The organism is Metabacillus litoralis, assembly GCF_007994985.1.
Classification (GTDB): domain Bacteria; phylum Bacillota; class Bacilli; order Bacillales; family Bacillaceae; genus Metabacillus; species Metabacillus litoralis.
Map to the genome: position 1 here is coordinate 189218 of NZ_VOQF01000004.1, position 23888 is coordinate 213105.

23 protein-coding genes are annotated in these 23888 nt (G+C 34.0%); 6 read left to right on the forward strand and 17 right to left on the reverse strand.

Annotation, left to right across the window (positions count from 1 at the left end):
- The first annotated feature begins 17 nt into the window (after nucleotides 1-17).
- Together FS935_RS08240 and FS935_RS08245 are read left to right on the forward strand one after the other, a co-directional pair.
- The gene (locus FS935_RS08240) at nucleotides 18-929 is read left to right on the forward strand and encodes a VanW family protein (RefSeq protein ID WP_146947409.1); all 912 of its coding nucleotides are present in this window, start codon (nucleotides 18-20) and stop codon (nucleotides 927-929) included.
- A gap of 93 nt (nucleotides 930-1022) precedes the next feature.
- On the forward strand, nucleotides 1023-1505 hold the full coding sequence (locus FS935_RS08245) for a hypothetical protein (RefSeq protein ID WP_146947411.1): 483 nt from the start codon (nucleotides 1023-1025) through the stop codon (nucleotides 1503-1505).
- Between the two features lie 317 nt (nucleotides 1506-1822).
- On the opposite strand, the gene FS935_RS08255 is transcribed toward FS935_RS08245, so the two are convergent.
- Both FS935_RS08255 and FS935_RS08260 read right to left on the reverse strand, forming a co-directional pair.
- Entirely contained in the window at nucleotides 1823-3028 is a 1206-nt protein-coding gene (locus FS935_RS08255) for an alanyl-tRNA editing protein (protein ID WP_146947413.1), read from the reverse strand.
- Nucleotides 3029-3090: 62 nt separating this feature from the next.
- Entirely contained in the window at nucleotides 3091-3300 is a 210-nt protein-coding gene (locus FS935_RS08260) for a hypothetical protein (protein ID WP_146947415.1), read from the reverse strand.
- Between the two features lie 239 nt (nucleotides 3301-3539).
- Here FS935_RS08260 and FS935_RS08265 point away from each other — a divergent pair, with 239 nt between their 5' ends.
- Both FS935_RS08265 and FS935_RS08270 read left to right on the forward strand, forming a co-directional pair.
- A complete protein-coding gene (locus FS935_RS08265) occupies nucleotides 3540-3794 on the forward strand; it encodes an alpha/beta-type small acid-soluble spore protein (protein ID WP_146947417.1) in 255 nt (84 codons plus the stop codon).
- 399 nt (nucleotides 3795-4193) lie between these two features.
- Entirely contained in the window at nucleotides 4194-4745 is a 552-nt protein-coding gene (locus FS935_RS08270; RefSeq protein WP_146947419.1) for a DUF3231 family protein, read from the forward strand.
- 43 nt (nucleotides 4746-4788) lie between these two features.
- Here FS935_RS08270 and FS935_RS08275 read toward each other — a convergent pair whose 3' ends face one another.
- The 13 genes from FS935_RS08275 to FS935_RS08335 all read right to left on the reverse strand — a co-directional run bounded on the left by FS935_RS08275 (nucleotide 4789) and on the right by FS935_RS08335 (nucleotide 20287).
- Nucleotides 4789-6099 (reverse strand): DUF4179 domain-containing protein, encoded by a 1311-nt coding sequence (locus FS935_RS08275; protein ID WP_146947421.1) that lies wholly within the window; start codon nucleotides 6097-6099, stop codon nucleotides 4789-4791.
- Nucleotides 6092-6610 carry a sigma-70 family RNA polymerase sigma factor gene (locus tag FS935_RS08280; protein WP_240050855.1) on the reverse strand — a complete coding sequence of 173 codons (519 nt, stop codon included), beginning with the start codon at nucleotides 6608-6610 and terminating at the stop codon, nucleotides 6092-6094. Before FS935_RS08280 ends, FS935_RS08275 begins: the two co-directional genes overlap by 8 nt.
- A 129-nt stretch (nucleotides 6611-6739) precedes the next feature.
- Entirely contained in the window at nucleotides 6740-7510 is a 771-nt protein-coding gene (locus FS935_RS08285) for a cytochrome c oxidase assembly protein (RefSeq protein WP_146947423.1), read from the reverse strand.
- Entirely contained in the window at nucleotides 7500-8006 is a 507-nt protein-coding gene (locus FS935_RS08290; protein WP_146947425.1) for a DUF2243 domain-containing protein, read from the reverse strand. Before FS935_RS08290 ends, FS935_RS08285 begins: the two co-directional genes overlap by 11 nt.
- Nucleotides 8007-8318: 312 nt before the next feature.
- Nucleotides 8319-10043: an adenine deaminase gene (gene ade / locus FS935_RS08295; RefSeq protein ID WP_439116629.1), complete on the reverse strand. Its 1725-nt coding sequence runs from the start codon at nucleotides 10041-10043 to the stop codon at nucleotides 8319-8321.
- Between the two features lie 494 nt (nucleotides 10044-10537).
- Nucleotides 10538-11371: a sugar phosphate isomerase/epimerase family protein gene (locus tag FS935_RS08300; protein ID WP_146947428.1), complete on the reverse strand. Its 834-nt coding sequence runs from the start codon at nucleotides 11369-11371 to the stop codon at nucleotides 10538-10540.
- Nucleotides 11371-12348 (reverse strand): DUF6005 family protein, encoded by a 978-nt coding sequence (locus FS935_RS08305; RefSeq protein WP_146947430.1) that lies wholly within the window; start codon nucleotides 12346-12348, stop codon nucleotides 11371-11373. Before FS935_RS08305 ends, FS935_RS08300 begins: the two co-directional genes overlap by 1 nt.
- Nucleotides 12341-12619 carry a petrobactin biosynthesis protein AsbD gene (asbD, locus tag FS935_RS08310; RefSeq protein WP_146947432.1) on the reverse strand — a complete coding sequence of 93 codons (279 nt, stop codon included), beginning with the start codon at nucleotides 12617-12619 and terminating at the stop codon, nucleotides 12341-12343. Before asbD ends, FS935_RS08305 begins: the two co-directional genes overlap by 8 nt.
- Nucleotides 12616-13848 carry an AMP-binding protein gene (locus FS935_RS08315; RefSeq protein ID WP_146947434.1) on the reverse strand — a complete coding sequence of 411 codons (1233 nt, stop codon included), beginning with the start codon at nucleotides 13846-13848 and terminating at the stop codon, nucleotides 12616-12618. Before FS935_RS08315 ends, asbD begins: the two co-directional genes overlap by 4 nt.
- 2 nt (nucleotides 13849-13850) lie before the next feature.
- Nucleotides 13851-15605, reverse strand: coding sequence for an IucA/IucC family protein (locus FS935_RS08320; protein WP_146947436.1), 1755 nt, complete (start codon nucleotides 15603-15605; stop codon nucleotides 13851-13853).
- Nucleotides 15577-17406: an IucA/IucC family protein gene (locus FS935_RS08325; RefSeq protein ID WP_146947438.1), complete on the reverse strand. Its 1830-nt coding sequence runs from the start codon at nucleotides 17404-17406 to the stop codon at nucleotides 15577-15579. Before FS935_RS08325 ends, FS935_RS08320 begins: the two co-directional genes overlap by 29 nt.
- Nucleotides 17407-17636: 230 nt before the next feature.
- Entirely contained in the window at nucleotides 17637-18611 is a 975-nt protein-coding gene (locus FS935_RS08330; protein WP_146947440.1) for an ABC transporter substrate-binding protein, read from the reverse strand.
- Between the two features lie 125 nt (nucleotides 18612-18736).
- Nucleotides 18737-20287, reverse strand: a complete 1551-nt coding sequence (locus FS935_RS08335; RefSeq protein WP_240050856.1) for an AraC family transcriptional regulator — start codon at nucleotides 20285-20287, stop codon at nucleotides 18737-18739.
- Nucleotides 20288-20507: 220 nt separating this feature from the next.
- On the opposite strand from FS935_RS08335, the gene FS935_RS08340 reads away from it, so the two are divergent.
- Together FS935_RS08340 and FS935_RS08345 are read left to right on the forward strand one after the other, a co-directional pair.
- Nucleotides 20508-21557: a FecCD family ABC transporter permease gene (locus tag FS935_RS08340; RefSeq protein ID WP_146947442.1), complete on the forward strand. Its 1050-nt coding sequence runs from the start codon at nucleotides 20508-20510 to the stop codon at nucleotides 21555-21557.
- The gene (locus tag FS935_RS08345; RefSeq protein WP_146947444.1) at nucleotides 21557-22588 is read left to right on the forward strand and encodes a FecCD family ABC transporter permease; all 1032 of its coding nucleotides are present in this window, start codon (nucleotides 21557-21559) and stop codon (nucleotides 22586-22588) included. The genes FS935_RS08340 and FS935_RS08345 overlap by 1 nt, the downstream gene beginning before the upstream one ends.
- A 191-nt stretch (nucleotides 22589-22779) precedes the next feature.
- Here the strand turns inward: FS935_RS08345 and FS935_RS08350 are convergent, their stop codons facing one another.
- A complete protein-coding gene (locus FS935_RS08350) occupies nucleotides 22780-23112 on the reverse strand; it encodes an antibiotic biosynthesis monooxygenase family protein (RefSeq protein WP_146947446.1) in 333 nt (110 codons plus the stop codon).
- 264 nt (nucleotides 23113-23376) lie between these two features.
- On the reverse strand, nucleotides 23377-23607 hold the full coding sequence (locus FS935_RS23860; RefSeq protein WP_146947448.1) for a hypothetical protein: 231 nt from the start codon (nucleotides 23605-23607) through the stop codon (nucleotides 23377-23379).
- Nucleotides 23608-23888 lie beyond the last annotated feature (281 nt).

Consider the following 23888-nt stretch of genomic DNA (forward strand, 5'->3'; position numbering starts at 1 on the left):
AAAACAAAGAGGAGAAAATGATGCAAATATTACTCTCGATGATTCTCGCATTTCAATTTATACAACCTGTAGACATATCCGGAAATATTTCGATTTCCTATAAAGAAAATGAAATTAAATCTGTAAGCCGGAGTGATTTAGTTCTCCATCCTATCTTGAACCTTATTGACGAACGAAAGCTAGAGGATTTAACTGAATACATCGACACAGCAGTCTATAAAGCACCTGTTGATGCTTTCATAAATGATCAAAATCAATTAATTAGTGAAGAAAAAGGATTTAAACTGGATGAAGTAAAATTCACTAAACAATTTTATAAATATTTTTATAGTAAAGGTTTTTCAACTCTTGATGTTCCAGTTCAAACCATATATCCCCGTGTTGATAGCGAATTACTTTCAAGTATTAAAGTGAAACAAATTAGCCATTATATAACCTTCTTCAATAATAGAAACAAACAGCGCTCTCAAAATATACATTTAGCATCTGAAGCAATTAATAACCATGTTGTTTTTCCTGGAGAGGTTTTCTCTTTTAATTCTGTTGTAGGTAATCGAACGATTGAAAAAGGGTATTTACCTGCTCCTATTATAGTAAGAGGTGAGTTATCAGAGGGAGTTGGAGGCGGTATATGCCAGGTTTCCTCCACACTTTTTAATGCGGTTGATCGTGCAGGTGTTAAAATAATTGAACGTTATTCACATAGCAGAAAGGTACCTTATGTACCACCAAATCGTGATGCAACTGTAAGCTGGTACGGCCCAGACTTCACATTTAAGAATCAACATAATCAGCCGTTACTCATCAGGTCTAAAGTCTTTGGAGGACAGCTGATCATCAATATTTTCTCATCAGAAGCAATTGAAACCAATAAAAAAACTATCCCTGATGCACCCAAAAAGCTCCCACTTGAAGTTATTGATTATTAAATCTTTATGGTGGGATCTTGACCACATTTTGCATTTAGCCATGTTTAATCCCCCTTTATTTGTGATACATCATTAGTAAAGGAGGAATTTATGATGAAACAACTACTTATAACAATTTTCTCAGTAGGAATACTGGTTGGGTGTAATCAGGTTGAAGAAGCTACAAATGAAATTGAAAATGAGGCAGAAGACGTTGAACAAGAAGTTGAGCAATCTCTAAATAATAGTGAAGAGGAAATTACCAATCTTATTAATGATTTAAACAACGAAATAGAAGAAGAAATTAATGATGTTGATCCATCTATTGTTACTGAAGGTGATACTGCTGTCATTAATACACCTTTATTATTCCCATTTAATGAAGAAGATTATGATGAATTATATGGGTTAATTGAGCAATCAAACTATGAAAGAATTAATGAGATGACTGAAAATGGTGATGTAATCATTGTTGACGAAAATACAGAGGTTGAAGTTGTTGATATGGGAATTAGACAAGCTAAAGTAGAAATCCTCTCATCAGGAGAGCAAGGGTATATACCAGCCAAATATTTAGCAGTAAATGAAACCTCATAAAAATATATATCTTAAAAAGCTTATAAAGATACATGAAAAATCCGGCTCTCATTTGAGAGCCGGATTAATAATTGTTATAAGAGCCGCGATTGCCGCATCATAAATTATAGAGTTTTAAACCACCACTCCTACAAGTGGGTGTTCGCAGAAGCTTTCATACCTTCCTCTACATAATGAAGGCTTGGTATTCCGACCTCAATGTAAAACTCCCTATTTCAGCTTAAAGGTTAAAACTTTATAAAAAATGCGTACAGCGCAGCTTGTATAGTTATAATACTAAAATATATAGGTGAATGCAATAGGAGATTTTTCCAAAATCATTTTTGTTTGTTATAACATTCATGAATCTGTTGTAATAACTCAGCAGATGTTATTAATTCTTCTCCACCACCCTGAACAAACGATGGTTTTCCCCCACCTTTACCATTAATAGCGGGTAGCACTTCATTTAATAATAGCTGTAAATTCACATTAACTTCTTCACTTCTAGCAATCACAAGCTGTAATTTATCATGATTATCACTTATCAAAATAACAATTTGATCATTTCCCTTTGCTACAACTTCTCTAGCTAAATTTTGTAGCTCTTTTATCGATCTATGATTATAGATAGTGGAAATGAGTTTTACCCCATTTATAAGTTGTCCTTTTTCACTCAAACTTTTTGCTTCATACTGAATAAGCTGACTTGTTAGCTCCTCAATTTTACTATGAAGTTCTTTATTGTTTTCAAGTAGACGATCTGCTGCTTCAATCATTCTTTCTTGAGGTGCATTTAATTTATTTGTTAATTCCATAATCACTTTATTTTTATCATGCAACAAACCAAGAACACGATTTCCGCATACAAATTGAATACGGATGTGACTTTTATGTTTTTCCCAGCTTACTATTTTCAAAGAACTAACTTCACCTGTTGAATTTGGATGAGTACCACCACAGCCGTTGTAGTCAAAATCTGGGATGATCACAAGACGTATATGATCTCTTACTGATAGTTCTTTTCTAAGGGTATATTCAGATAATTCTTTCTCTGTTATCCATTTCGTTATTATAGGTTTATTTCCGCGTATGATGGAATTACATTCTGCTTCTATTTGATTAAGCTCAATTTCATTTATAGCAGATATTCCTAAATCAATCGTACAAACATCTTTTCCTAAATGAAAGCTGATCGTTTTATAACCATAGGTATTCTCAAAAGCCGCTGATAAAATATGCTGACCAGCATGCTGTTGCATATGATCAAAACGCCGTTCCCAGTTTATGCAGCAAAGAGCTTTATTCTCATCGAGTGGTAAGGAATCAACATAGTGGCGAAGTTCTCCGTCTACCTCTACTACATCCAAAACATTGATATTATTAATTTCACCTGTATCATGAGGCTGACCACCACCGGTTGGATAAAAAGCCGTTTCATTTAATAAAACATAAGGCCTGTGGAACTCATCATAATCTTTTTTAATAATTGTCGTCTCAAAGGATGTTAAATACACGTCTTTATAAAATAATTTAACTGTCATAATTCCACTCACTTTGGTTGATTTTTATATCCAACTATAGCATATTGTGGAGATTTTCGTCATTATTCTCCAATATTGTTTTCAAACCATTCCTGTAACTCTTGAACTGATGTGAATGTATAGATTTCTTCTCCATTTTGTCCATTATCACTTCCGGCATTTCCTCTAAGTGTAACTTGACCCTCTTGTTCAGATAGTAGAATTGCATATGGATGCTCTACATTAATATACCTTGCATCATAATCTGTATCAGTCCATCGTTTACTTTTCAAAAAGCATGACAATGCTCCATCTTTATCCTCCTTTTTCACTTGTGCTTTTTTTGCAAATTTATATGACCATCAGAAAATACATACTGGATTTATAATTTAGTTTAAAAATAATTTTCGTAAACCAAAATAATAATAAACAGCTACAAACTTATTGTTTACATGAAATTAGGAAAACAAACAAAAGATAAAAGATATATATTCAGAAATAAAGATCAAATATAAAAATTAAGGAGACATCTATGAGTAAAAACAGGAACATTCTTTACCCAGAGGCAAAAAAAAGTGTTGATCAATTAAAAGCACAATTGGCAAATGCACCAACTCCTGAGAAAGCAAAATATGAAGTAGCCAAAGAATTAGGAATACCTTTAAATGAAAAAAATAATGGAAGTTTATTATCGAAAGATGCGGGTAGAATTGGCGGCAAGCTTGGGGGAAATATGGTGAGAGAAATGATAAAAATGGCAGAGCAACAATTGAACAATAGTAAATAAAGAATTTAATCCACACTCTACAAAGTCTTCAAAAATTAATATAATTTATAGGATAACTTTGCACATTTTAGTTAATTATAAACAAATCAAAGGTGACATTAAAAGGCCGTTTTCAACATGATACATATATATTTATTAGGCTATGTTAAGAGTTAATGTTGATTTATAGCATATTGTTGATTGGAGTGAATATATGAGACTCCTGCTTAGAGAAGCGTGTTAAAGGGAGACCCCACAGGCGCGCAGCTTATGAGGAGGCTCCCGGACCTAGGAAGAATTGTCCCTATTCTTCCCAAGGAAAAAAGGTACTTTTTCCTGGGAAAGCGAATGCCTGTAACGGAAATCAACAACAAAGTTTAACAGAGCCATTTATTAAAAAATCGTTAGGAGGCAAAAACAGTGACATCTATTTTTGAATCTGTGAAGGACTTCTTACAAATTAGCTTAGATGATGAACCTAAAAACCCTCTTCATGTAGGAGAAGTAATGAGTTGTTGGATGTACTTAGCTTTAATGGACGAAGCTACAATTTACATCCAAATGGGTCTCAACTCAACAAATGATGATGAAGTAAAAGGGCTATTAACTCAAAGCTTAAAGCAGTGTGATGTACAAGGAGAGCGATTTAAGCAATTTATGAAAACTGAAGGAATACATTTGCCACCTACAAGTGAGCAAAGACCAAACTCTGATCCGAATAGCGTTCCATTAGGGGTAAAACTAACTGATGAAGAAATCGTTAATGGGTTGAGTATTAAAACAGCTGCTGCTGTTTCTCATTGCGCGATATCAACTTCACAATGCATTCGCAACGATGTTGGTGCATTATTCACTCAATGTATGCTAGAAAAAATGAAATTCGGTACTTCATTAAAGGACGCTATGAGAAAAAGAGGGTGGATTAAAGTACCACCTTACTACTATCCTCCTGGAATGCCAAAACAGCAATAAAAATAGGAAGAGAAGGCTTTATAACCTTTTCTCTTCCTATTTTTTATTCCAACTTCATTTTAACTTCTCCTTCAATCCAGCTAGGGTAAAACGACAATTCTAATTCAATAGGATTGGAATAATTATTGTTAGCTAATGTCACGCCAATTTCTTGAGTATACCTATCAATATCAAAACCATATGAAAATCCACTATCACTTTCTATCTCTCTACCTGTACTGTCTTTAATTGAGGAAAAAATAAAATAATTAAATTCCTTTTTTGTTTCTAGATTAAACCTTATATCTTGTCCTTCCACTTGTAAATTTGAAAGTTTATTTCCTTTCGGCTGCTGAATTATTTTTTGTTTTTCAGTATCAACAATAACGGCAGTGTCTCCCTTTTCTACTGCTTGAATTTTATTAAATACCAAATACAATTCCTCAGGAGTTTTAAAATAATTACTTTGCAGATACACAATTTGCTCATTAGCACTAATCTTAGATGAAGTAATGCCATTTGAAATTTTTGACCATGCTTCACCATGCTGATCAACAAGTCTAATATCTTGAAACTCTAGAATCTGCTTTGAATTATTAGGATCCATCTCCAAGTGAACAGCTATACGAAGTGGATCTACTTTTACTTTTTTCACCTTTATTTTCTGATCTTCTATATTTACTGTTTTATTTAGGTCAAACACTTTGGATTTATTTTCTTGTTTCTTAACAGTAATTGGTAGTGTAAAACTCGTGATTTTGCTATCATTTTTCACCTTAATTGTCAGTTGTAGCTCTTGATCCTTTAAAGGCTTTGAGAAATAATATTCTAAAACATCTGTATATGTTTTTGCTTTGTCATCTGCTGGATTTCCAAAAGAAAGGGAGTCATAATTTATTTTAGTACCTTCCTTTGTTTGTAGTTCTACATTTTCAATTTGAAAATTTTGCAGCTCTTCATTTGCTTTAACTGAATAAAAAATGACCATCCCTGTATCATCTTTTATAAGAGAATCAATTGTAACGTTCATACCATTTTTCTCTTGAGATACCCCTATTTCTTGTGCATATTCATTATCTATTGCTGCAAGCAAACCTTTATTATTACTGATAAGTTCAACAATTTTCTCCATTCCAGGAACTGTTGAAAGGTATTCTGCAAAAGTGGGAGATACTCGAATTGTTGTTAAAAAACCTATTATGAGAATAGCAGCAGCAATACTTGGCCATATCCAGGTTTTCCTTTTCTTTTTAATTGGTATTGTGCCTTTTTTATATCCTGCATCTATCGCTTTATTTATCTTTTCTAATGGTATGTTAATAGAATCATACTGCTCTTTCCATTCTGTTAATTTCGATTCTTCCTTATCAAACATTTTTCTTCTCTCCTTTCTCTTCCAGGATATACCTAAGTGACCCTAGAGCTTTATATAATCTCGTTTTCACCGTTCCTTCTGGACAATTCCATATTGCAGCGATTTCTTTTATTTTGATATCTTGAAAATATTTCAAATGTAACAGTTGTCTTTGATCATCATCTAGCATTGACATAGCGTCTTCAATTTCAATGTAGTTGTAGTCCTCAGTTTTTCCTAGCTGTAAAAGGATTCTTTCATCAAAAATAAGTCGATTATTCTTTTTAAGTAAGTCATTGCAATAATTAATCATGATACGAATTAACCACGTTTTAAAATAAGTAGGTTCGCGTAAGTCATGTATGCTTCGATATGCACGATAAGTTACCTCTTGAATAGCCTCAATTGCTTCATCTTGATTTCTTAAATAAGATAATGCGGTTTTATATAAATCTACTTTATGAGCATGGATGATTGCTAAAAAAGCTTCATCATCTCCATTAATCGCCATTTTGACCTTATTAACCTCCACTGCTGCTCCTCCCTCCAGGTGCTTCTTCTATATATTAGACAGTTTAGAGTGAAAAAAGTTTTATGAAAATATTTTTGTATGTTAAAGAACATATAAAAAAGAGCAACAATGAAGTAGCTCTTTTTTAACCTAATTGATTTTTATAGCATGAATCGCTCTTGGTTGTTGGGATTTATACCATTGTAAGCATAGCGTAAAAATAAGTAAACCATCAATAATATCACCACCATAGTACATCAAAAGTCCCCCTACTTCAGCATGATTAGTCGAAACTCCATATGGAGGATAAGCATAAATATATTTTGATAAAATCCCATGACATGCTAAAGCAAGAACTAAAGTAACAAAACGATAACCGATACTCCTTTTATGTGGTGTTGGATCAATATAAATGATTGAAGCAGTAAACAAGTATCCAGCTAGGAACACATGAATATGAACAAAGGTATGTAAAATTATATTTTCGTGCAAACTCGAATATAACTCAGTTGTATAAAGAATCCATAAGCCCCCTACATTTAAAATTGATGCAATGATTGGGTCTGAAAAAAATTTAATCCACCTACTCTTTAATATTGATGATAATCTTCGTGCATATTGTACCTTAAGTGTTCGTAATAAAAGTGTCATCGGCGCAGCCACTACCAAAAGAAATGGAGCAAGCATACCTAATAGCAAATGCCCAATCATATGCGCTACAAAATCATGATGTGCACGATCTGCAATTGGACCTATAAAGGATGAAACAACAAATAAGACACCTAGTATCCAAAAAACAGTTCGATAAGTTGGCCATTTTCTGAATTTACGATTTGAGATTATCGTTGCATAAACATACAATAATATGGATAGAACAGTCATTATTATCAAAATCGCCTTAATAACAGTTTCACTGTACATCCAGGACTTCTCCTTTAAATCTATGGAATTCCTTTTTTGTACTATAAATGAAAAAGATGCCGATTAAAATCAAAATTACAGCTGTGATGTTCCATATCAAATCGTATAGAAATATATTTTCAACATAACGAATTTGATGGATTCTCATTATTTTATGTTGAATGATGCCATCATATAATTGAAAACCTCCGCTACCTAAAAACACTCCACCCCACCACCTCTTTAGCCAGAAGAACTGTTTATGTCGAAGATCGGCTAAGATAAATAAACTAGCTATTGTCGCAAACCAGCTAAATGCATGAAATAGCCCATCTGAAACAAGTCCAATTGTTGTTGTCGATTTATCATAAAAATGATGCCAATGAAGAAGTTGATGAAAAACTGTTTCATCGATAAATGCAGCCAAACCTAGACCAAAAAACAAGCCTGATAATAGATTTCGACCTAGGTAGGTATGACGTTTTGAATGAGAAAACTGACTAATTTCTTTATCCATGCGTTATTTAGTAACCTCCATAATCATCTTTTGAACCTAGCACCTATTTTGCCCAAATATAACAAGAGATAACAAATATTTACTTTCTGCTATAAGCTGGATAAACAAGTCGTTCATTGCGGTGCAGACACTCTCTTTCCACCAGTTCTTAATAAATAGTTCTCAAAAAAAAAAATTTGAGACAACACAAAAAGACCAGAATTATTAGGCAAAAGATCAATTGTACAATCACCTAATAATTCGGGTTTATCATTAGCTTATATGGTATTATCCCAACCTTTTTATAGATTCTATATCGTATTTTAACCTAACCTAGATCTCTACTGAAATATGTTTAAAAACACTCATATCAAACAACCCTTTATCTGTAAGCTTAACTTCTGGTATGACCGGTAAAGTTAAAAAGGATAACGTTAAAAACGGATTAAATCCAGGATCAAAGCCATTTTCTTTAAGTGCATGTTTGAAAGCAATGAGTTCTTCATTGACTTTAGTATAATCTCGGTCAGAAAACAGGCCTGCTATAGAAAGAGTGAGGGCAGCCTTAATTTCTCCTTCTACTACATATACTAATCCTCCTTGCATATCTCTTAATGCATGAACGGCCATTATCATATCCTCATCATTTGTTCCTGCCACAACTAGATTATGAGAGTCATGAGCAATTGTTGTTGCAATCGCTCCATTTTTCAATTGCAAACCTTTGACAATACCTAAACCAATATTACCTGTATAATGATGTCGTTCAAACACGGCCATTTTAAGTAAATCTTTTTCAATTAAAGCGGAAAATTCAGCTGTGGTCTCTTCTAAAGTAACCTCTAACTTTTTAGTTACTAAACTATTTGGAATTACCCCAATGACATTCACCTTGTTTGACTTTAGAGGGATAAATAAATCTTCTTTCTTCACTTCACCTATACGAACAGTTTCGTTCAATCCAATTGACGAACTGCCATAACCTAAAATCTCTCCTACATATTCTCCAGTTTGACCAACAAGTTTGCCAGCTTTATAGACAGAAGTAATCATTAGTTCTTCTAAGCTTTCTGCAAAAAAGAAATCTGCTTCAAAACCAGGCGCAATAGCACCTTTTGTTTTCATTCCATAACAGATTGCTGGATTTAGTGAGGCCATTGTTATAGCTGAGATAGGGTCCACTCCTTCTTTAATAGCTAATCGAACATTATGATCAATACTGCCTTCTTTTATTAAATCATCTAAATGCTTGTCATCTGTACAAAACATACAACGAGACATATTATGTGGCTTTACTACAGGGAGTAATGCTTTTAAATCCTTTGCAACAGATCCTTCTCTAATAAGAAGATACATACCACGCTGAAGTCGTTCTTTTGCTTCTTTTACAGTTGTTGCTTCATGATCTGTTTGAATACCTGCCGCTCGGTAAATATTTAAACCATCCTGATCAAGCCCAGCTCCATGCCCATCAATTTGTGAAGTTAATTTTAGCTTCTCTAGCATATGATGATCACAGTTTTTCACAGCCGGAAAATCCATCACTTCTGCTAAACCAAGTACACGAGTATCTTTTAAGAAAGGACGGAGATCATCAGCAATAAGAGTTGCTCCGTTGTTTTCAAATGAAGTGGCTGGAACACTAGAAGGTAGCATGAAAAATACATCAAGAGGAATTCCTTCAGAATTATCGATCATATACTGAATCCCCTTCGCCCCAGATACATTTGCAATTTCATGAGGATCAGTAACAATGGTTGTGACACCATGAGGAAGTACTACCTGTGCAAATTGTGTAGGTGATACAAGAGAGGATTCAATATGAACATGGGCATCAATAAATCCTGGACAAATATATTGACCTTTAGCATCAATGATCACATTTCCCTCATAATCGCCAATACCTACAATCATTCCTTGGTGAACCGCTACATCTTGCTCTATAATCTCACCGTTAAATACATCAACAATTTTCCCATTTTTAATAACAATATCGGTAGTAGTGTGCTTTCCTGCAGCTGCTATATAATTCTCAATTTTTTCAATATTATTCAATATAACCTCTCCTTTGATACTATATTGTGCTATGTGACTATAGAATTACCCTCACTACTAATAGACAAATCAATTTGATTGATTGCTAAAAAATCCGTCATAAATATAAGATTGACCGTAAAGTATTTTGTTCAACATTTTATCCACTACTGATATGTATGTCAATCAAATTGTTAGCTTATCAGACTCACAAAATTCGTTATTTATAATAACGGTTTTATAGTAATCAGAACAGCTGGAAAAATAGGTTCGTTCCATTTCCCTGCAGACACTCGCGTTCGCCGTGGAGGAAGCTAAGCCTCCTCTATTCCCGTAGGTGCCCTAGTGTCTTTCGCTCCATTCCACTAGTTCTTAAAAATAGTATATTAAATTAAAAATCTATTGAAGACATCACATAAAAACCCGAACTATTAGGCTAAATTAATTGAAATATCGCCTAAAATTTCGGGTTTTTAGCTAAATACTTAGGTTCGACGACCATTATCACTTTACTTAAATCAACTTCTTACCTGATTTAATTCAAATACCTTTCTAACTTCTTTACAATCTTGTGATAAAACATCCATGACGTTAGGTCCAAACCATTCTAACGAAGCATGAACATCATTAAACATTGGCATCACTTCTGTTAAAAATTCTTGATAATTTACAACTCCATCAAACAAGGATACCATTCCTTTTCTAGAGCCTGATGCTGCATACACATTATCAGGTGCAAAAACATTAAGATACTTTTCTGATGATATATTTTTTAAATGAAAGTGTGAAACAAATGGTTGTAGTTCTTTTATCGCTTTTATTGGTTGTATTCCTGATTCCCATATATGCAACACATCAAAATTTATTCGAAGTGCAGGATGGTTTGTGTGTTCAAGTAATTCTAATGTAGAAGAAAGCTGATCCGTTAGTGTATTCGGATGTGTTTCAACAACTAAATACTGTCCTTGTGAATACAGATAATCACAGATCACACGAAGTTTATCTACTATGTCTTTCTTTTCACAGTCACTTGTATGTTTACTTCCTTGTTTTCCAGCAAATGTCCGTATTTTATTTGTTCCCCAGTGTTTAGCAAGGGCAGAGACTTTTATTGTTTCAGACATTAAATCAGAAACCGATGCATCTAGCGGTAAATAGTCACTTAGCATACTTATTTCTAAGTCGAAGGCACTCAGCCATTCTTTATTATAATTGGGTTGTGCTGCGAGATTTTTTGCATGAATTCCCCAAAGCTCAATTCCTTGAAACTGGTGAGTTTGTGCCCAATATGCAATCTGATCAATTGAATGGAGGTAATGTCTAAACGAAATCGTACAAATGGAGAGATTCATTATATAAACACCTTCTCTTCCTTTATGTATTGATTACGAACCCATTTATCAAAATAGTGCTGTAATCCTTTCTTTATTTTAAATTCCAATATGTTTTGTTCAGCTAACTTTGACTCTATCTCTTGTAGCAGGGATAGATCTTTAGTGATTGCAAGCTTCATTGCACGGTATTGGATTGTTGTAAAGCCCTTTACTAAACGTTCAATTTCATCACACCAATATTCAAATTCCTTATCATTTTCTCCCAGACACTCAAACAAATAAGCAAAGGCATGTTCATAGGCATATTTCCTAATTGCTAATACAGGTAATTGTTTCAAGGCTAAAGTTAGCTCTGAAATATGATCTCTCTTTTCTCCAGCTGTATAGAGTTTAATTATTTCTGAAACAGCATTTATAATAGGATTACAGGTATGCTTTATACAGGTGTTAAAATATGCCTCAATTGTCTTTGAATTCGGTGGAATCAAGGATTCTGAATTGAACATGTAGCCACCTTTGACTGAAGGATCTAGTATTGCATGGAGAATTTTTTCCTTTGGCAATCTACCCTCCCAGCGAAAATCAGGATCAAACATAAACCATTCATCATCATTTGCTGTCTTTTCAATCATAACGTAATGAGGAAATGGCTTTTGATTAAACTTATTTTCCCTTTCTGGAAGCATAGACAAATCAAGCATAACCATCACATGATCATTTTGTGATTTCTTTTCTATTAATTCAAGCATTATATCTATGTTTTCTTGTTTTGATTTATTTTCGTCATACCATTTATTAAGCTTAATTCCATATAGCAATTCATACCATAATTGAAAAAAATCATGATCAATATCGTTTGAATGATAAGTTAATATCCCTTCTTGAATATCAAAGTCAGCATCCCATACCCCAAAGTAGTAAGGTCTATGATCGACACCTTGTTTTTTCTTTATCACTTCACAAACACAACTAACAAAACAATGCACTTTAATCATTTAATCCCTCCGCCAAAGGCTGCTTCTGCTGACGCTCTATAAAATCCGCTAATTTCCCTATCGTACTAAAATCTGTTGGGATTAGCGCTTCATCAGGTACATCAATTCCAAGATTCAGCTCTAAATATAATATAAGTTCAAGAATCATTACTGAGTCCATATATAGGTCTTCATTTAATCTAGCGTCTTCGTGAAATGAAGTAATTGTAGACAGCTCTATTTGGTTTTTTAGAATGTTATAAATGATATTCATTATTTCAGCTCTACTCATATTAGTAACTCCGCTAACTTCTTTCTACTAATTTTTCCGTTTGCTAGCTTTTCAATAGTTGAAACATGGTTAAATTCCATCGGTATTTGGTGTGGAGCAAGATATTTTTTACACCATTCCCTTAATTCTACTTCTTTAATTTCTTCCTTAGAAACAAATTGAACACATACACGTTCTCCAGTTAATTTATTGTATTTCTTATATACGACTGCTTCCTTTATTCTAGGTTCGTTCATTAATACATTCTCTACTTCATGAGGATACACGTTTAATCCAGCCACATTAATGGTGTCATCCATTCTCGACAGAAAGAAAAGAACTCCATTTTGGATAAATCCAAGATCCTTTGTATAAATTGACTTTGTCTTTGTGTGAATAATGATTTCACTCGGCATATTTTCATCACCGGCGTTTATCCTCAAATGTTGAAGTGGGTATCCCATTTCTTGAGAGTGAACTAAATTTTGGTGAATTGTCACACAACCTGTTTCAGAGCATCCGTACTGTTGAAGCACCTTTTGTGAGACACCTCTTAATACAGCAAGCCACGAAGAAGGCATAACAGTTCCTGAAGTCATAACATAATTAAAAAGCTGTTCATTTTTCATTAATCTACTTAAGGTATAAAGTAATGCTGGAGCTGCATAAAAAATATGTTTCGGAAATTCTCCAAGTTTTCTTATGATGTATTTTGGATTCAAATTTGTTAGAATAACTGGTTCTGCTCCCCTTTTTAAACAAGCTAAAAACCCACTTATTAATCCATAGGAATGTGTGATTGGGCAAGCAACGATTGACTTTGAAGAAGCATCAACAGGTAAAGACGCAGTATAGCTTTCTACCTCTTCTTCAACAGATAACCAAGTTCGTTCAATACACTTAGGTGCTCCTGTGGTTCCAGAGCTCATTTGAATAAGGAAACCCTCTTGCACACTTTTATCGTTTGAAAGTTCAATCATGGTGTCTATTGTTCCAAAGAACAACATATGACTAGAAGTTTGTTTAGCCATTCTAATAGCTCCATCCCTTGGAGTTTGTGAATGGATCGGAAAAACAGAGCCGCCCTTCTGACGAACAAATAAGCATAAAGAAATCATTTGGAAAGCATTTGAGAAACAAATAGCAATTCTAAGATTTTCACACTCATTAATTGGTTTTATTTTTTCATATATTTTAAATTGCTGCTCTAAATCCTGAGCTGAATAGTATTGATCATCCACATAAAACATAACTATTTCTCCTTTGTGTGTCTGGATTCTGCAAATATATTTCGAACAGAATGACGAAAAGCTTCACTTTCATTTTTCTTAAATAGCTTTTTAGTTAATAGGGATTCAACATTTATTTGATCACTTGCATGCTTTACTTGTTTATGTCGATTTCTTAATTCAGGAAATCTATTTAAGTGTGCTGTAATCATTGATTCTACATGCTGCCAAAATTCATCTTCTTTATATCCATAAAGCTTTTCTAGTAAATAAGATAAGTCACTTAAATGAAAAACGAATAACGTATCCATGATTAACTCTCTTAGATCCTCTACAGAAGACATCCAATAATATAGATTGACAGGCGCACCTTTAAATTTTCTATGTATCATTTCAAAGTCAGGACAATGATTTTCCTTAGCAAGATAATCTTTTGTAAACTCTACACTTTCATGAAAATCTCTTAAAACGATTCTTGAAGGCCATCCATTTTTATGAAGTAAAATTAAATTTTGGGCATGAGCTTCTACAGCAATACCATGTGCTATTAAGAGATGCCAAACCGGAACTACACTCACCTCAAATAATCGTTGTATCCAAGTCTCTACTCCATATTTTTTAAGCCAAGGATCAATAAATGGATCTCCATCTCTTTCTATCATCAGTAAAGCAGTAAAAGGAACTGCTTTTTCATCTTCCTCTATATAAGTATTTATACTTTCTCTCCAAATGGCACCAAGCTGACCAGACAAATTAAACATGTTATTCTCTGGCTCATAAGTAATTCCTGCATATTCTTTAAGAACAACTAAGGAAGCCTCATATTTTAAATAGGAATCTGATTCAATCATGCTTTCCAGCCAAGCAGAAATAATTGGAGCTGCACAAATAGAATGTGAATCTAGTGTTCTCAAAGAAGATGTGTTAACCATATTCATAGATAACTTAATATAGGCCCTTTCTGGATGTGTTATATTCCATAAAGTACGAACAGATTGTGTTGCTCTGTAGAGATCTCCTTCAACTCCTAATAGTATAATTTCTCTTGATTGAATTCCTTCTTGTAACAAATGTTGTATTGACTTAAATTGCCAAGGATGAATTGGAAGAAAAACATATTCTTGCAAGGTTCCTCCCTGTAACTTAAGCTCCCCTACCAATCTTTCGAAGAGAAATTGTCCAAGCTCTCTTCTCCAAAAATCCTCTTCCTTTTCCAAAAGAGAGATATGCATATGTTCTCTTCGAATGGCTGTCCATTTTAATGGAAAGGATTGTTTTGCCTCAGGTCCATACCTTTGGTGATCTGCTATAGAAAATCCTGTTCGAGATTTATAGCAAGGATGATATGGATGTCCTTCAATAATTTCAGACTCTAATTCTTCATAACATGATTCTCTTCTTGAAGAAGTGTGCAAAAGATTGGCCTCATTCCATTCACAAAATTTAACCGTTTGCAATAATTCACTTAAGATCGTCTGCTTAGATTTCAAATCAATGTCCAAGTCTTCTAATAGCTTTTGAATAGGAGCTTCTATTATATGTTGATCATTAAGCTTCAAATAAATGCTGTCGTCTAAGCGAATGCGTTCAAATGCAGTTATTCTACCTTTACAAATAAATGTATATTTTCTTCCGTATAGATAGAATAAAGAATCAACTCCATCTAAATTCTCAACTATCTTATAGTGAATCAGCCCCTCAAAGATTAATGCTTCAACTAATTGTTTTCTTACTCGTGTAAAAGATTTGTTAGTGGGTAAGGGAAATTGCTTGATCATATTCTTCCTCCTTTTTATAAAGTAAAAAGGGGTTTGATACCTTTGTATAAATCGCTTGCTCAAGGTCTGCTGATAATTCATCAACATCATGAAATCTAGTTAATAAATTTGCCTTGTACGCAAGTTTTTCTTTACTCAGGATGTTATTGATAAATTCTTTTCCTATTCCTCTTAATTCAGTTTCTAGCTTTCTCAATTTGCTAACCACAATTCTTATCAACTTCTCTTCCTCTATTAGCTGATCCGCTCCAAATCGATAGATAACCGAAAATAGTTGATTCATAAATAAATAATATGTGAATCGATCTTCGATAATTGAGTTATGATAAAACAGCTCTGGAGTAGATGAGAGAGCAGGTTCTATGAAACGAAGTTCTTTTTCATATGATTTAGATAAATAATACCCTTGGTTATCTCGGTAATAGTACCCTTCTGGATAACTCGTTGATATATCTAAAATACTATTTTGCTGATGTGCTTCAAGTGCTATACCATATTCATCGTAAAGTCTAATCAGAGGATCAATAGCACAGTTCCAATACTTTTCAAACCAATCGAGTGACACAAGTTCGATTGACCTCGATTCAAAGAGAGCTATTTTGAAAATTAAGTTAGCTAGGCGCGAATTCTGATTTGACAAAGGATCTTGTACAATGGATGCAATTGAACTAATTCCTTGATTTTTACCACTAGTGAATAAGTTCGACCGAATAATTACCTCAAAGCCTGATTCCTTATGATCGGGAAAATCTACTGTAATATAAGCAGGGTCTTCTATAATCTTAAATAATGGATACTGGTCTAGAAATGGTATATTCCTTAATAATCTAGCCATGATTACCCCTGCTTTTAGCTCACTTATTTTATTCATTCGCAAAGAATTCGTCACTTTTACAGGTATTGAAAATTTGTACATAAAATTCAATTCCTCGTTATAAACAGTCCGTAGAGAAGAAGTTGCTGTATAATGAGGGCCCCTCGCACCTAGATATGTGATCGTTTTATCATCAATTGCCTCTTTAACATGATCTTGTTGTAATAACCATTGTGACTGAAGAGGATGCATGGGTATGATGCAACTACCTTTTTCAATTCGTAGTTGTGGATCAACCTCTTGCAAAGACTGAATAATCAATTCACTTGCACTAAGATTAAGAATAGATGACTCACTTACAAAATTACTTGCTACTTGGAAATAGTGAAGTTGAAACATTCCATTTAGCTCTGGTGCATAGCTATGATGCTGCCAACTAGCCATACCTTGTCTACTCTTTGGTGTAGGATGAAGCCAATGACCAAATAACAGTGATTGCTCTGTTCCAATAAAAGAACAATTCTCTGCATTTAGACTTTCTTTCTTCATTTCATGTTCAATATAAGTTGTCATCATATGATAACTTTCAATCAGACGTACTATCAGTTCGTCATAATGAGAAACAACAATATCAGGACAATCTTTATCCCTCACTATTAAATGTAATTCTTGTATGCAAGAAATCATAACGGTTACTCGATCTTCCTTAATCCATTGGTTGCTAATTGGACAATATTTAAGTGGGAGCTTTAATACTTGCCTTCCTATTATTGATTTGTATTCAACCTCAATCACATAGCTGATATTTTGCAGAGGCAACTCAATTACGATCAAATATTCTCCTTCAAGAGTCACTGAAGTGCGATGATTCTTCAGCCACTCCTCTCTTTCAATCCAAGTCACAGCACAATCTATTTCTCGAATATAACTATTAACAAAAGCCTGAAACGTTGCATTTTTTGCTATAAGTTTGGCTGACTGATTCATTTCCCCACCCTTTCACCATGTCTTTAGACCTACTAACTGATAACCATTCTCAATAGGTGCGAAAAAAATAGTCCTTCTTATTCAGAAAGACTACTAAAAAAGCTTAGTTTTTTAGCTTTTTTAGATTCACCATTGAATAACCATTACCTCTAAGATCTCTTTTCCCAACAAAGATCTACTAAACAAAAACATTAAAAGTAATTGTTATATGAGCATTTCTGTCTCAGAAATTATTCTCCTAATAATAACTTCTCTATTTCTTTTAAACCTTTTTGACGTTCGATTGGATCCCAGAAGCCCCAAGTTGTGGAAAGAGTATGTACTTTTTCATTTTTAACTGCGTTTAAGTTATTCCATACCTCTCCTTGTGTTACAGAGTCATAATATTCACCGCTGTTAAAGTAAGATACATCTAAAATATGATCTGGGTTATACTTTACTAAGCCTTCAATTGAAATATTTTCACCAAAATCTTCTGGTAAATTTTCAGCAGGTGTTAACTTTAAATCATCAAATAATAAAGAGTTTGTAGCATGATTTGTTTTACCATATACACGAATATCCTTCTTATTAATTGCTACTGCCATAAATGTTTCTTCGCCAACTTTTTCACGAATACGATTTCCGATATCTTCAGCTTGTTTATCCATATCATCTATTACTTTTTGTCCTTCTTCTAACTTTCCAGCTGCTTCAGCTACTTTTAGATGATCTTCTTTCCAATCACCACCAACTTCCACAACAACTGTTGGAATTGTCTCAGATAATTGATCATACAGAGGTTTATAACGATCACTGATAATAAGTAAATCAGGGTTTAGCTTTACTATTTCCTCTGAATTAATTTCATCTGCATAAGGTAAAGCTGTTACTCCTGCTAGCTCTTCTGTTAAATGTGGTGGGAATTCATTATCATATGCCATGACAGCATGTGGCTTTACTCCAACTGATACAAGTGAGCCTTCCCAAGAAACATGTGATAAAAGAACAATTTTCTCAGGATTTATAGGTACTTCTGCTTTTCCATATAAATGCTCTACAGTTCTAGTCTCTTTAACTTCTTCTTTTACTTTCTTTTCATTCTCTTGCTCTGTTTCTTTATTTGCATCCGCTTCACCAGCAGTTTTTTCTCCACCTGAACAAGCAGTTAATACCAACAACAGCAGTATTAACACCGTACTCCAAGATGTTATTAATTTCTTCATTTCTTTTCCTCCTAAACAATAATGAATTTCATTATCAATGATAACAATTATCATTTATAGTTAACATGGATTTTTTTCACTTTATACATGGACAAACTGAACATCTATTTACGCTTTAACAGGCATTAAGACATTAGTTTCGAGTTTTGTAAGGATGAAGCAAAATTAATTAACATATTTTTTCTACCTATAGGGCCCCACGGATCCCATTCAAAACTATTAGGATAGTAAACTTGCCTAGTTTCCACTGCTCTAATCATTTTCCATTCTTTTATCTTCACAACTCTCGAAACATCTTTTTCATGACTCCAGAGAATAAGTAGCTTGTCAGCATTTAATTCAACAAGCTCTTTCACAGTAACAATCTGATAACCTTCTGTTGGTATATCTGGATGTGCTTCAAACCCTAACTTTTGATAAATCAAATCTAAACATGCATGGTCTCGCCAACCATAAAGTCGTATTTCATTTCCTCTAATCCAAATAACAGCCCATTTCCCCTTTCTAGTGAAGGGACAAATCTCGTCTCTAACCTTTAATTCAAGAGTAGCTATTTCGTTTTCAATACGATCAACTTTACTTTCTTGTCCAAGTAGGCTAGCAATTTCACGAAGATACTCATTCCATTGTGTTTTTAGAGAAATATTCCGAACCCTCTGTTGATGTGAAAGTATAACTGACTGAATTTCTCCATTATGTAGAGGTGTTTTAATAATATGGTCTGGCTGCGTATTTAAAATCTCTTCTGGTTGAAACATATTTTCTGCATTTAGCAATACTGTCCCTTCAAGCTGTTTTTCTAAATAACTTGGTAAACCGTTGCTAGAAGGATAGACTGTAGGGTAAGAAGGTGCAGCTACAGGCTGGATTCCCAATGAAAGTAAATGATCCTGTAAGAAAATCTGACTCACTACAGCTATACGCTCTTTTGATCTTTTCATAAAGACAGACGGGGGAACGCCTACTTTTTGTTTAAACAAACGACTAAAATAAAATTCATCCTGTACTCCTACTTTCATTGAAACATCTTTTGTTGTAATACCTTTTGTTTGAAGCATAAGTTGCTTTGCAGACTTAATTCTTTCCTCAATCAAATACTCCTTTGGAGACATTCCAACTCTTTTTTTGAATGCTCTTGTAAAAGAAGCAGGATTCATTTTGGCTTTATCGGCTAATTTTGTAATTGAATAAGGATTTGATAAGTGATTTCTTATGATTTTTTTTGTTTCCTCAATTCCATCAACCTCTGTGTGATCTGTTAAGAAAGATAATATGCTCCAAATCACACTTTGAAATTTACAAATTTCCGTGAAAGAAATATCCTTTTTTTGTATTCTAAGTGCTTCGTCCCATAAAGGAACAAGTTTTGAAGATTGTTGATCAGCAAGGGGAATTGATCCTAAAAAATCAAGATCGTTCCAATCTTTCTCCCATGATATTGTATAAACAGTTAGCAGGTTAGCTGAAGTTGACATAATCATGCACTCTTTAGTAATGATGTAACTTTTTCCTTCGACGATTGAAAGCTGTTGTCCATCTTTAACTATATATCCTCCTCCAGATGCAACATAAATTAGATATGTGTAACAATTTGATCTGTTTATATTTTCTGACTGACCTTCTCGTATTCTTGTAGAAGAAGCTTTAAAGTAATTGGATTGTTTTATTTGTATCAATGTTAACAACTCCTAATTAATGATTTGTTCATGAATCGATGCCGCTATGGTTGATAAGAAAACTAGTTGGTAACAATTGATTATGTAACTTTTGAAAGAGACTCTCAGAAAAGTAATTGACAAATATTATGTAATAATAGTAGATTAATAAACAATAATAACATAACTGATAATGAAGATCATTTTCATTTGTGTAATTTTAAAAAGGGAATGATTAAAAATGATAAAGCAATCCATATCCCCTCTGCCACGTGACCTACATACACCATTACAAACATCAAAACACAAGGCTTTAAAATGGGGATTTTCAGGAATTATATTAGTTCTTCTTAGTTTTGTTATATCAATTGGAATAGGTGCAGTATGGATTCAGCCATCAGTTATCATTGATTCATTTATTTCTTTTCAAAAAGAAAATATTGAGCATCAACTAATTAAAGAAGTGCGAATTCCACGGGCTTTAACCGGCGCTCTAATTGGAGCTGCCTCTGCGGTTGCTGGAACAATTATGCAAGGTATTACTAGAAACCCTTTAGCAGATCCATCAATCATTGGTATCACTCACGGCTCAGGCCTTGCTATTGCCATTTCTTTAGCTTTTATCGGTTCTGGTTCTTATTGGAATCTACTTATTTGGTCTTTTGCCGGATCGGCAATTGGAGCCATCTTAGTACTAGCTTTTACTATGATCTCAAAAGAACGAATTTCTCCTGTTACATTAACATTGGCAGGTGCAGCCTTAAGTACATTGTTTAGTGCTTTGTCAACTGGTATTGCCCTTTACTTCCAAGTAGCTCAGGATCTTAGTTTTTGGTTTGCAGGTGGTCTTTCAGGAACAAAATGGTTACATGTATATCTTCTCTTACCAACATTACTCATCGGTCTTTTTCTATCTCTTTGGATTAGTCGTTCTTTAACAATATTAGCTATGGGTGAAGAAGTTGCTGCTGGACTTGGACAGTCATTTCGTCAAGTTCGTTGGATCGGTATTGTAACCGTTGTTTTATTATCAGGTGCTGCTGTATCTATAGCAGGAGCTATCGGCTTTATCGGTCTGATTATTCCTCACATCGTGCGATTACTTGTAGGACCTGATTATCGCTGGCTATTGCCATTAAGTGCAGTTGCAGGTGCTTTACTTCTTACGATTGCCGATATTGGAGCACGTATGATCAATCCACCCTTCGAAACACCTGTTAGTGCAGTGACAGCACTTATCGGCGTACCATTTTTCCTTTATCTATCTCGACAGAAAAGAGGGTATATGTAATGGATTGGAAAGAAGCTTTAGTTCAATCAAAAGTTTGGTTAATGTTATTTTCATTTCTCATTCTCGTTACTTTTGTTATTAGTCTTTCAACAGGTGCTTTACCAATTACAATAAAAGAGATGCTTGTCACCTTTTCAGGAGCAGGAACGGCTCAACAAGAGCTTGTTTTATATCAGCTTAGATTACCGAGAATGATTATTGCGATGTTAATTGGGGCAGGACTTGCTCTTTCAGGAGCCATTTTGCAAGGATTATCTCGTAATTCATTAGCGGATCCTGGAATATTAGGTATAAATGCTGGGGCAGGACTTGCTGCTGTATTTTGTATTTATTTGTTTAGCAAAGCCAATAGTACCTTATTTTCTTCGCCATTTTTACTACCTGTATTTGCTTTTATTGGTGCTTTAATCATTGCACTCTTGATTTATAGCTTTTCATGGAAGGGCGGAATTGAACCAGGAAGACTACTGCTTATGGGCCTTGGTTTTAATGCTTTATGTGGTGCATTATTAATTATTTTACAATTAAAAATGGATCCTAAAGATTTTCAACAAGCTACTATATGGTTGACAGGTAGCATTTGGGGCACACAGTGGCCTTATGTATGGGCTTTGTTACCCTGGATTGTATTGCTTATACCTATTTCTTTTCTAAAAGCCAGATCGATGAACCTTCTACAATTTAGTGAAACAGTTCCACATGTACTTGGTTTAAAAGTAGAGTCAGAACGTAGAATTCTTTTAGTTCTTTCTGCGGCACTTGCTGGATCATGTGTTGCCGTTGGAGGAGGAATTGCTTTCATAGGACTACTTGCTCCACATCTAGCCAGACGACTTTGTGGGGCTAATTTCTTTAGCCTATTACCATTATCAGCCCTCATCGGTTCTTTTCTATTACTAGTTGCAGATATGATCGGAAAGAATCTACTAGCACCAGCTGATATTCCTGTAGGAATTGTTATTTCTGTTATCGGTGCTCCCTATTTAATTTACATGCTACTTACAAGAAAAGGTGTAGGTATGAACAGTTAATATAAGTACAAGACGATATAAGTCGAATAGGAAAAGAAGGTTTCTTTACCTTCTTTTCCATTTGACTTTTAACCTAGAAAATCCTCGAGCCGAAGAGCCTGGATCTAGACACTAAAACTATGTACAAGTTTTACACTTTTAAATACTTAGAACATCTTCTATATTTCAAAAAGTAGGTGTTCCAAGAATACTCAAGCTTCCTTTGGATGTGTAAATTCTTTCTGACCTAAAACATGATAAATATCCTGCCGGCTATTGATAATAAAAGATGGAGAAGGCTTTCCTCGATTAGCTTTATGACCTGCCAGATGGACTTCACTTGTTTCCCATGCTTTCCATGAGCTTTCAGAATCCCAACGAATCATAATTAATACTTCTTCATCTCCTTTTCTTTGTTTTTTCTTTAAAACACTTAAATCTATAAAACCAGGTTGTTGTTCAATAATACCTTCTCCAGCAAATCGCTCGACCATCTTTTCAGCATTCCCCTCGGTTACAGTGACTGTCTTTAATTGAATAAACAAACACCATTCACTCCTTCCATAAATTAGTATCATCTATCATTATAATCGATAATGATTATCACTATCAATATAAAATATTAAGAATAAAGCTTATTGCCTATATTATTTTCTTCTTTTAATACTCTGTTAGCGTGAATATATCACGATTTTGCTTAATATGGCTCATGGTTAACAACTAAGCAAACAATAGGATTGAGAGCAAATAAGCTAAGTTAAAGTTTACTTAAGTTCCTATTGTGTAAATGTCAAGCTAGCAATCTACAATTATGATTGTTTATGAATGTACGAAGATTTATTAACATCTTCTTTTTCTAAGTGATCTTTAATTCTGAAAGAAGGCCCAACAATATTCACGACTGTTGCGTTGTGTAGAACACAATCTAATATTGCATTTTCTAATTTAGTTTCCCGGAACACCGCATTTCTGTACTTATGTCCTTCATCAGCTCTATGACGGACTTTTTCTCGGACTTTCCTCTTACTTATGTCCTTCATCAGCTCTATGACGGACTTTTTCTCGGACTTTCCTCTTGCTTATGTCCTTCATCGGCTCTATGACGGACTTTTTCTCGGGCTTTTCCCTCGCTTATGTCCTTCACCTTTTGTGATTTTTAGGCACAATACAATTAAGAAACAAAAAAACCTTCATTTCTGAACTGCACCCCAATTGTTAGACACCATCTAACAATCGGAGGTGCAGTTTTTCTATGGCTAAATTTTCTACAGAAGATAAATTACAAGCAGTTCAACGTTATTTAAATGGAAATGAGAGTTCC

Bases quoted from the DNA above. Each gene is read 5' to 3' on its own strand.
- FS935_RS08240 (WP_146947409.1), top strand. From the start codon at position 18: ATGATGCAAATATTACTCTCGATGATTCTCGCATTTCAATTTATACAA.
- FS935_RS08345 (WP_146947444.1), top strand. From the start codon at position 21,557: ATGGATTGGAAAGAAGCTTTAGTTCAATCAAAAGTTTGGTTAATGTTA.
- FS935_RS08305 (WP_146947430.1), bottom strand. From the start codon at position 12,348: ATGATTAAAGTGCATTGTTTTGTTAGTTGTGTTTGTGAAGTGATAAAG.
- FS935_RS08255 (WP_146947413.1), bottom strand. From the start codon at position 3,028: ATGACAGTTAAATTATTTTATAAAGACGTGTATTTAACATCCTTTGAG.
- FS935_RS08300 (WP_146947428.1), bottom strand. From the start codon at position 11,371: ATGAATCTCTCCATTTGTACGATTTCGTTTAGACATTACCTCCATTCA.
- FS935_RS08340 (WP_146947442.1), top strand. From the start codon at position 20,508: ATGATAAAGCAATCCATATCCCCTCTGCCACGTGACCTACATACACCA.
- FS935_RS08320 (WP_146947436.1), bottom strand. From the start codon at position 15,605: ATGATCAAGCAATTTCCCTTACCCACTAACAAATCTTTTACACGAGTA.
- FS935_RS08265 (WP_146947417.1), top strand. From the start codon at position 3,540: ATGAGTAAAAACAGGAACATTCTTTACCCAGAGGCAAAAAAAAGTGTT.
- asbD (WP_146947432.1), bottom strand. From the start codon at position 12,619: ATGAGTAGAGCTGAAATAATGAATATCATTTATAACATTCTAAAAAAC.
- FS935_RS08245 (WP_146947411.1), top strand. From the start codon at position 1,023: ATGAAACAACTACTTATAACAATTTTCTCAGTAGGAATACTGGTTGGG.
- FS935_RS23860 (WP_146947448.1), bottom strand. From the start codon at position 23,607: ATGAAGGACATAAGTAAGAGGAAAGTCCGAGAAAAAGTCCGTCATAGA.
- FS935_RS08290 (WP_146947425.1), bottom strand. From the start codon at position 8,006: ATGGATAAAGAAATTAGTCAGTTTTCTCATTCAAAACGTCATACCTAC.
- FS935_RS08275 (WP_146947421.1), bottom strand. From the start codon at position 6,099: ATGTTTGATAAGGAAGAATCGAAATTAACAGAATGGAAAGAGCAGTAT.
- FS935_RS08315 (WP_146947434.1), bottom strand. From the start codon at position 13,848: ATGTTTTATGTGGATGATCAATACTATTCAGCTCAGGATTTAGAGCAG.
- FS935_RS08325 (WP_146947438.1), bottom strand. From the start codon at position 17,406: ATGAATCAGTCAGCCAAACTTATAGCAAAAAATGCAACGTTTCAGGCT.
- FS935_RS08285 (WP_146947423.1), bottom strand. From the start codon at position 7,510: ATGTACAGTGAAACTGTTATTAAGGCGATTTTGATAATAATGACTGTT.
- FS935_RS08330 (WP_146947440.1), bottom strand. From the start codon at position 18,611: ATGAAGAAATTAATAACATCTTGGAGTACGGTGTTAATACTGCTGTTG.